At 46.3% G+C, this 9,118-nt stretch carries 8 protein-coding genes; 1 reads left to right on the top strand and 7 read right to left on the bottom strand.

The window, feature by feature from the left end; translation table 11 throughout:
• Window positions 1-136: 136 nt before the first annotated feature.
• The 4 genes from tuf to rpsO form a co-directional block, all read right to left on the bottom strand.
• On the bottom strand, window positions 137-1,327 hold the full coding sequence (gene tuf / locus QOS03_RS04790) for an elongation factor Tu (protein WP_283575525.1): 1,191 nt from the start codon (window positions 1,325-1,327) through the stop codon (window positions 137-139).
• A 187-nt stretch (window positions 1,328-1,514) separates the two neighbouring features.
• Window positions 1,515-2,420: a hypothetical protein gene (locus QOS03_RS04785; protein WP_283575524.1), complete on the bottom strand. Its 906-nt coding sequence runs from the start codon at window positions 2,418-2,420 to the stop codon at window positions 1,515-1,517.
• A 62-nt stretch (window positions 2,421-2,482) separates the two neighbouring features.
• Entirely contained in the window at window positions 2,483-4,294 is a 1,812-nt protein-coding gene (locus QOS03_RS04780; protein ID WP_283575523.1) for a ribonuclease J, read from the bottom strand.
• A gap of 214 nt (window positions 4,295-4,508) precedes the next feature.
• A complete protein-coding gene (gene rpsO / locus QOS03_RS04775) occupies window positions 4,509-4,778 on the bottom strand; it encodes a 30S ribosomal protein S15 (RefSeq protein WP_006499741.1) in 270 nt (89 codons plus the stop codon).
• A gap of 262 nt (window positions 4,779-5,040) precedes the next feature.
• Here rpsO and rpsT point away from each other — a divergent pair, with 262 nt between their 5' ends.
• Entirely contained in the window at window positions 5,041-5,295 is a 255-nt protein-coding gene (rpsT, locus tag QOS03_RS04770; RefSeq protein ID WP_006499740.1) for a 30S ribosomal protein S20, read from the top strand.
• A gap of 49 nt (window positions 5,296-5,344) precedes the next feature.
• Here rpsT and holA read toward each other — a convergent pair whose 3' ends face one another.
• From holA to QOS03_RS04755, 3 genes are read right to left on the bottom strand one after another with little or no spacing between them, the layout of a single operon-like run.
• Window positions 5,345-6,370: a DNA polymerase III subunit delta gene (gene holA / locus QOS03_RS04765; protein ID WP_283575522.1), complete on the bottom strand. Its 1,026-nt coding sequence runs from the start codon at window positions 6,368-6,370 to the stop codon at window positions 5,345-5,347.
• The gene (locus QOS03_RS04760) at window positions 6,340-8,607 is read right to left on the bottom strand and encodes a DNA internalization-related competence protein ComEC/Rec2 (RefSeq protein ID WP_283575521.1); all 2,268 of its coding nucleotides are present in this window, start codon (window positions 8,605-8,607) and stop codon (window positions 6,340-6,342) included. Before QOS03_RS04760 ends, holA begins: the two co-directional genes overlap by 31 nt.
• Window positions 8,608-9,102, bottom strand: coding sequence for a ComE operon protein 2 (locus tag QOS03_RS04755; RefSeq protein ID WP_283575520.1), 495 nt, complete (start codon window positions 9,100-9,102; stop codon window positions 8,608-8,610). It abuts the gene before it with no gap.
• Window positions 9,103-9,118 lie beyond the last annotated feature (16 nt).

Below are 9,118 nucleotides of genomic sequence, written 5' to 3'. Positions count from 1 at the left end.
TCGAAAAGTGTTAAATTATGAAACCCCATATGAAGTATTTTTTGAGAAATCGTTGCACTTGGTTTGACAATTCGTCACACAAAAAAAGAGCAAGCAGAACTCTGCTTGCTCTTTTATTTATTGCACTAATTTGAAATTAGTCCAGGATGTCAGAAACGACACCGGCACCAACAGTGTGGCCACCTTCACGAATGGTAAACTTCAGACCCTTTTCAATGGCAACTGGCTTTTGCAGGGAAACAGTAAACGTAACGTTGTCCCCAGGCATAACCATTTCTACACCATCTGGCAGTTCGATCGTACCCGTAACGTCAGTAGTGTGGAAGTAGAATTGTGGACGGTAGTTGGAGAAGAATGGCGTGTGACGGCCCCCTTCTTCCTTCGTCATAACGTAGACTTCACCCTTGAAGTTCTTGTGCGTTTGGATGGAGCCTGGTTGTGCCAGAACTTGACCACGTTCTACTTGGTCGTGGCCGATACCACGCAGCAGAACACCAACGTTGTCCCCGGCTTCACCAAGGTCCAGCGTCTTGTGGAACATTTCAACACCCGTAACAGTAGACTTCAGGATTTCGTCCTTCAGACCAACGATTTCAACTTCGTCGCCGACCTTAACAGTACCACGGTCGATACGACCGGAAACAACAGTACCACGACCAGTGATAGTGAAGACGTCTTCGATTGGCAGCATGAATGGCTTGTCAGTAGGACGCTTTGGAGTTGGGATGTATTCGTCGATAACATCCATCAGGTGCAGGATAACCTTTTCTTGTTCAGGGTCACCTTCCAGAGCCTTCAAAGCAGAACCACGAACAACTGGAATGTCATCGCCAGGGAAATCGTATTCGCTCAGCAGGTCGCGAACTTCCATTTCAACCAAGTCAACCAGTTCGTCATCGTCAACCAAGTCGGTCTTGTTCAGGAATACAACGATGTATTGAACACCAACTTGACGAGCCAACAGAATGTGTTCACGAGTTTGTGGCATAGGACCGTCAGTAGCAGCAACAACCAGGATAGCACCATCCATTTGTGCGGCACCAGTGATCATGTTCTTAACGTAGTCGGCGTGACCAGGGGCATCGATGTGTGCGTAGTGACGCGTTTCCGTTTCGTATTCAACGTGGGCCGTGTTGATAGTGATACCACGTTCCTTTTCTTCTGGAGCGTTGTCGATATCAGCGTAGTCTTCAGCCTTTGCCAGACCCTTGTCTGCCAAAACCTTCGTGATTGCAGCAGTCAGAGTAGTCTTACCATGGTCAACGTGGCCAATAGTACCAATGTTTACATGGGGTTTAGTACGTTCATAATGTTCTTTTTCAGCCATTAATGAAATCCTCCTGATAAATTACAAGTATAATGCCAGACAAGTCAAAAACCGTCTGACACACCCTTAATGAAAATTGTACTACTTCCGGGAGCCAATTAAAAGTTTTAAAACCGGTTTTCCGAAAGAATTCTTAATTATAATATCAGCTCTACCCTGATTTGTAAATGAATTTAACCGAAACTTTTTATTGCATGCCCAGTCGCTGAGCCAAGCGGGCAATTTGATTCTGCCATTGTTTGGCCAAGATAACGTCGTAATCCTGATCCGTGCTCTGTGAATAAGCCGTTAAAGCCTGGTACCATGCGGTTGGATTGGGAATTGCCAATTCAATCAATGGATACAAAAATGCCAGCTGCAAGTGAAACTCTTGATCAAACATTTGATACGACAATGGATCGAGCTGACTAAACTCTTTTTTAATCATTGATTCGATCTGCTGGACCGTTTGAATCGACTCGACATCTTGTAGCCTGCCCAAATCAACCTCATGCTCTTGCTCATCCAGCCAATAGATCGTGATTCTTTCTTGCAGATGCAGACGCTGCATAATCTGCAAAAGACTTGATCTAATCAGTGGATTGACGAATGGATCACGCGCTAAGAACTTGGCACCGATCAGATACTGTTTAAGCGGCAGATGACTGGCCGCTTTAAAACGTCGCTGCTGTTCGGCAAAACTGCCGTCTCCCAAATGATAGAACTGCTTGAGCTGGCCGTTCAGTGAGGTCTGATAGTGCTTGGCAAACGAACTTTCAGCCTGCTCAACTTGTTTGATGAACTCATCATGCCATTTAGGCAGACTGTTTAATTGCACATGAACGTCAATAAAGGCCTGAGCATGCAGCTCAACCTCGATCAAAAGCTGCATTAATTCCCTAGAGGCGGTATATTCATTGAGATGCTCATTGGCATAGCTGAGCGCCTCGGCATACTGTTGATCCTCATACAAAGATTTTACCAGCTGACGATTGACAACGAACTCATCAACTTCTTCATAAAGCGCGGCAAATCGCTGTGCAGCCTCATGATAATGCTGCTGATCAAGAAGCTGATCGGCTTGATGAAACTGCTCTTGTTGTAAAGGCGTCATAATTATTAATTCCTTTCTGAAAGCCAAACAGCGCGAGCATTCACAGATGCTCACGCTGTTGATTATTTGCTGGCCTTGGTCTCGGCTTTACGCTGACGCTTGGCTCCGCGTCCCCGGCCACGACGCTTGGCAGTCGTCTTTTTGGCCGTTGATTCTTCATTGGCCTTATCATTGGTCTTTTTAGAATGATTCTTGCGCTTTGGATGCTGGTTGATCTCCATAATTACCGGCAGAATCACTGGATGACGCTTCGTTTGGTTAAAGAGGAAGCGATTCAGTTTTTCGCGCACGTCGGATTTAAGATGCGTCCAGTCAAATTCTTTTTGGTCCAGATTTTCTTGAACGACCTTTTCAACCAGATCCGCACTCTGCTTCATCAGTTGACGATTCGTCTTAACAAAGACAAAACCGCGTGAAGTGATCTGTGGCCGGGCCACGATCTTCTTTTTCTTACGGTCAATCGTTGCTACAACGACAAAGATCCCATCTTCTGACAGCACACGACGATCACGCAATACGATATTGCCGATATCACCAACCCCGGTTCCATCAATCATCGTATTGCCAACTTCCACGTGGGCACCCAAATGGAAGGCGCCATCTTCATAAGTCAAGACGTCACCCTTATTGGTCAAGAAGATATGATCAGCAGGAATGCCAACTTCTTCAGCCAAGATGGCATGCTGATCAAGCAAACGATACTCGCCTTGAATTGGCATGAACCACTGTGGCCGCATAAAGTTGAGCATCAGCTGTTCATCATTTTGATTGGCATGACCGGATGGATTCAGATCAGCAGCAATAAACTTGACGCTGGCCCCCGTCCGGTAAAGCATGTCCTCAGTCTTTTGCACTGCTGTTTCCATCGCATATGATGGTGTCGTTGTAACAAAAACCAGATCGTTTTCGTTGAGCGTAATGTTTTTATTGTCACCATTGGCAATCTGCTGCAATGCCTTGATTGGCTCGCCCATTCGGCCAGTTTCCAATACAACCAGTTCTTGTGGCTCCATCTTCTTAGCTTCTTCCAAGGTAATCAAAAGATCGTCTTCAGGCATCTTCAACTTGCCAAGGCTCATCGCCGTATCGATGATCTGCTCTAAGTCATGCCCAGAAAGGATTACCTTGCGACCTGTCGCAGCAGCTGCATTTAAAATCTGCTGTACACGCATGATATTGGAAGCTACGCTGGCGACAACCACCCGGCCAGGCGCTGCCTCAAAAGTATCTTGAATATAGGCAGCGATATCTTTTTCTTTGGTGTTCATGCCAGTGATGCCTGAACCAGCCGAATCAGACAGCAGCAGCAGCACACCTTGCTGACCAATCTGAGCCAGTCGTGCCAGATCAGTGCGGTAGCCTTCTGCCGCCGTTTGATCAAACTTAAAGTCCCCAGTATAAACGATGTTGCCCTCTGGCGTCTGCAACACGATCCCCATGGTATCTGGAATCGAATGCGTTGTCTTAAAGAATGAAACCGTCACATCGTTAAAATCGATTTCGGTTGCGGCATCAACGACATGGAAGTCATTAAATTTTTTAACTTTCTTGTCGGCGCTGTCTTTAACGGCCAGTTTAGCCAAGGCAATTGTTAATTCGCTCCCAAAGACAGGAACGTTGAAGTCAGTCAAAAAGTACGGCAAGCCGCCAATAGCATCGGCGTGACCCTGCGTCAGGAATACCCCAACGATTCGATCAGCACTTTCCTTTAAAAATGACCAGTCCGGTACGACCACGTCAATCCCCATCAGTTCGTTTTCTGGGTATTTCAAGCCGCAGTCCAGGATAAAAATCTGTTCATCAACCTCAACGGCATACATATTCTTGCCGTTTTCGTGCACGCCCCCAAAAGGCGTAATCTTAATCTTGCTCATATTTGCTCCTTATGATTGTATTTAAACGCGCCACGGACCTGGGCGGCCCATGGCAATTTATTCGTTCATAATTGCTGTTATTCATCTTACCACAGAATCAACATAGATTGAAAATTAACCATTCTATCCCGGCAATTTTTTAAATTAATCATCAATAGGTAACAAAAAAAGCCCCGACGATTGTCGAGACTTTGAATCTGAGCAGACGTTAAGATTAACGACGCAGGCCCAGACGCTTGATCAGTTCACGGTAAGCTTGCAGGTCAGTACGACGCAGGTAAGCCAGCAGGTTACGACGGTGACCGATCTTCTTCATCAGACCACGTTGTGAGTGGTAGTCATGCTTGTGCGTACGCAGGTGGTTGTTCAGTTCGTTGATGTCAGCAGTCAGTACGGCAACTTGAACTTGAGTTGAACCCGTGTCACCTTCGTGCGTAGCGTATTCCTTGATGATTTCGTTTTTGCGTTCTTTAGAGATAGCCATGTTGCTATTCCCACCTTTCATTTTTTTGTGCGCCGAGTTCTAGGTAAAGCGTCGGTGAGGATCGCTGAACCGAGAAGAGGCAATGACTGCTTTGAGCAGCCTTTGTTACTATAACGGATCATGCTTAAAATTGCAACTCCCATGTTCTTTTTTCAAAACGATCAGATCAAGACTATTGCAATCGACTACCGACTTTTGTATAATGACAAATGTTGAAAAATTCTGGTCAACTAATTAAACAGGGTTAACGGAGGTGAAATTCATGCCAATCATCAAATCAGCAATCGAACGTGTACGGACCAGCGAAAAGGCCCAAGCACGCAACGCTTCCCAAATGAGCGAAATGCGCACGGCTGTTAAGAAATTCGACAAGGCTAAGGTAGCCGGCGCCGAAAACCTTGACGACCTGTACAAGGCAGCTATTTCCGCTATTGACCGTGCCCACTCCAAGGGCCTGATCAAGGCAAACAAGGCCGCTCGTGACAAGTCCCGTCTGACGGCTCGTTACAACAAGTAGCGCCAACATTAAAAAAGCCGATGTCTTAATTGACATCGGCTTTTTTATGTTATCCGGCCTTTTTAGCGAACTGTAGCATAAACAGCTGAAACAGCAGCTCAGGATCGCGCGCTGTCGTCTTAAGCGCCTTTTCACAGCGAATCAAGCCTAAATAGGCCCGTACCAGATCGTTCATCTGAAAGCGTCGTGCCGTCTGCATCCCGATTTTGACCCGATACGGATGCACCTTAAGCCGGCTGGCCAACGTACCTTGGCTTAACCCGCGACTGCTTAAGACCTTAATTTGGATCAGCAGTCGAAACTGACCGACCAACAGCGCATTTAACTGCAATGGCTCATGATTGGTTTCCAAAAGCTGTTGGTAAATGTCTAAAGCCTGGGCCTGATCACGCTTTAAGACTGCCGTAATCAGATCAAAGACATTTTCATCCAGTGATTGGGGAACCAGGCCGATCACGTCGCCTTGACTGATTTGCTTGGTTTGATAGGCCAGCAGCTCCAGTTTCTTTAAATTAGCCACCATCAGCCCATAATCAGCATTGGTGCGCCTAACCAACTCATCCATGGTTCCATTTGCCAAACGGTAGCCATCACTTAAGAGCTGTTGTTCGACTTGATGCCGGGCATCCTGTTCACTTAACGGAGCTGCACTGACTTCAATGGCCACTTTTTTCAGTTCCTTGACCAAACCCTTGCGATTGTCGAGCTTTTCATATGGCGCCATCAGTACTAGGACTGTCGAGGGCTCAGGATGCTCAAGATAGCTTTTAAGCGCATCCAGGTCGTGATTAACCTTGACCTTGGCTGGACTGCCCGTTAAAAAATATGGTTTATTGATCAATACCAAGCGTCGCTCACCAAAAAAAGGTGCTGACATGGCATCATCAATTGCGGTCGCAAGCGGCGTTGTTTCCATATCATAGCTGCCGACATTCATCACGCGCTCTGCTTCTGGAATCAATCCCATAAATGCATCACGAGCCTGCTGCTGTAAAATCCCCTGCGTTCCCAATACTACGTAGACCATTGCCGGTGCCTGGCCATTTAACTGTTGGCGTAAGGTGGCAACATCCATTTTAACTCATCCCCTTTTAGTCTGGTTTTCCAATAACCATGATTTTGATGATAAACATAACTGATCATTCCATACTGCTGCGTTGAAATCGGCGTAATGCCCTGTTTTTTTAGATTTTTGATCGTCACGCGATTAGGATGACCATATCGATTAAAGCGACCGGCCGAAACGATCCCGTAACGCGGTTGCAGCCGATACAAGAACTTTGGATCACTACCAGTCTTACTGCCGTGATGACTAAGTTTTAAGACATCAGCATGTAGCTTCGGATAGTGCTTAATCACCTGACGCTCACCACTGCGATCCAGATCACCGGTAAAAACAAACCGCAACTGTCCAAATCTTCCAGCCAGTACCATTGAGTCCTCGTTTTTGCCTGTACCTGGCTTAAATGGATGGACGACTTTTAGCGATGTTCCTTTGATCTGATCCCCTGCTTGAACCGGTACGACCTGAATCGGCTTTTTGATCAAACGTGTGAATTTTTGATTACGCTCCATTCCACTGGGTACCAAAATCTCGCTGACGCGCATTGAGTCAAGCACAGTCGGCAGATACCCGATATGATCGGCATCGCTGTGGCTTAAACAAATGGCATCCAGGTGCGTAATGCCCCGACTCTTTAAATAACTGATTGAGGTTCTGGCTGCCTGATCATTGTTTGTCTGACTTTTGGCCCATTGTGGCATCTGATAGTGCAGCTTACCCCCGGTATCGATCATGATTACCTTGCGATTCAACGGCATTTTGACAACGGCACAATCGCCTTGCCCAATGTCAACAAACGTTACCTCTCCAAAAAGCGGCAGATGAATCATCATAAAAACAGCACAGTAGACCAGTATCAAAAGCTTCCAGCTGCCCTTTTGTGCTGGATCAGCCAGCAGCCATAACGTTAAGATCAAAAGCATCATAGCCCAAAAAGCGGGGATCTTTCCAAACGTCAGCATTCCCGGACATGCAGCCAGCTGGTCCAAAAAATGATGCAGCAGCCTAAGCATCTGATTGAATCGATATGCCAATAATGGCAGCCAATTGGCAGTCAGTGCTGCAATCAATGTCAATGGAAAAAGGATCGTACCAAACAGTGGAATCAAAAGCCAGCTGACCAGCGTGCTAAGCAGATGCACCTCATAAACATAATGAAACAGACTGGGCAAGCTGACCAGATTCAGCCAAAATGCTCTTTTAAGATCCGAGACGTCTTTTAATGACAATGGCATCAAAAGCGACATTAAATAGCTCAGTTGACCACCAAGCGTTAATAATACATATGGATCAAGCATTATGCCAATTAAAAGACTGATCGACCAGGCATCGATCCCTGAAAAATGCAGCCGATGACTCAAAAGCCGGACCTCTGCCATAATCGATGCCCGAATCAGACTGGCCGCGCCGCCACCGACGATTAGATAAAACGGCAGCAAAAAAATCAAGAGCCAGTCAATCGTTTCAATATTAAGACGCAGGCGAATCAAAAGCCCACGCAAAATTGCAATCAGCAAGACAACGTGCATGCCCGAAATACAAAACAGATGAATCACGCCCAGTTTTTTAACTGAACTGAGCAGGCGAGCCGTCTCAAACGTATTCAAACCGATAATCAGACTGTCGCAATACTCGCTCAAAGGTGCTGGCAGCGTTTGAAAATACTGATGCAGTGCAGCTCTTAGACAATGACATCCCTCAATAAGAGTACGTGGTTTTTGTGAGTCTACCTGCCAGTCATCTGTTCGGACCTCATTATAGACATGATGACGCCATTGATACTTCTGATAGTCGAACTGGCCAAAATTGGTCGGCTCGATAATTGGTTCTTTTTGCCCCTTGATTCGCCAGATCAACATGGTCTGATTATGAATCAAGGCGGCTTTTTCTTGATAGGAATGCAGTCGCAAAGTGATTAGTTCCCGCTCACCTGAAGCAAGCTCGACTCCCTGCATCTGAACCAGATTGCCATTGATGCTGATCTGATCGGGCATCGTCTTAAAGGTGCGCTCGATTGACTGCGGACTATGCAATGGTTTTTGATAAGAATTATAAAGCGCCCGGTTGCAGAACATTCCTGTTACCAAAGCCGCCAGGAGCACATATCTGAAAGTCGATCCATCATGCAGCGTCCACACACGGTACAGCAGATAGAGCAAAAGTAATAACAGCCATAATTGACTGCCTAAAATAATCCCAGTAACCAAGGCAGCGGTTAGGGCTGGAAAAAGCCACCGCGGCTCAATCAATTAATCATTCACCGGTTTTTGCGGATTGATGTATTGATCCAAATGGGCTTCTTCCAAGATGTTGGCATCAAGTTTAATCTGGTGTAAAGCAACGTTTTTAAGACGAATCAGCTTCATTGCATAGTCGTCGTTATGATAATTGCGGATATAATTGATCTCTTTGATTCCAGCCTGCAAAAGACTCTTGGTGCATTGCAGACATGGAAAGTCGGTAACATAAAGACTGGCCCCGTCAGTTGGTGCACCAAACTTGGCACACTGCAAAATTGCATTCATTTCAGCATGAATCGTCCGCACGCAATGACCGTCACGCAAATAGCAGCCTGCGTCCAGACAGTGATCATCACCTGAAACCGAGCCATTGTACCCACCAGCAATAATCCGCTTGTCACGAACCAAGACAGCGCCAACCGATAGTCGCTGGCAGGTACTGCGGGAAGCCAGCAAGGCCGCCTGCATCATAAAGTACTGATCCCAATCAATTCTATGTTCCACTTTTATCATCCTCTTT

Source organism: Limosilactobacillus pulli, from assembly GCF_947381555.1.
GTDB classification, from domain to species: Bacteria; Bacillota; Bacilli; order Lactobacillales; family Lactobacillaceae; genus Limosilactobacillus; species Limosilactobacillus pulli.
This window is presented reverse-complemented; position numbering and strand designations above follow the sequence as displayed.

Excerpts from the sequence above, each read along its gene's own strand:
- tuf (WP_283575525.1), bottom strand. The coding sequence starts at position 1,327 with ATGGCTGAAAAAGAACATTATGAACGTACTAAACCCCATGTAAACATT.
- QOS03_RS04785 (WP_283575524.1), bottom strand. The coding sequence starts at position 2,420 with ATGACGCCTTTACAACAAGAGCAGTTTCATCAAGCCGATCAGCTTCTT.
- QOS03_RS04780 (WP_283575523.1), bottom strand. The coding sequence starts at position 4,294 with ATGAGCAAGATTAAGATTACGCCTTTTGGGGGCGTGCACGAAAACGGC.
- rpsO (WP_006499741.1), bottom strand. The coding sequence starts at position 4,778 with ATGGCTATCTCTAAAGAACGCAAAAACGAAATCATCAAGGAATACGCT.
- rpsT (WP_006499740.1), top strand. The coding sequence starts at position 5,041 with ATGCCAATCATCAAATCAGCAATCGAACGTGTACGGACCAGCGAAAAG.
- holA (WP_283575522.1), bottom strand. The coding sequence starts at position 6,370 with ATGGATGTTGCCACCTTACGCCAACAGTTAAATGGCCAGGCACCGGCA.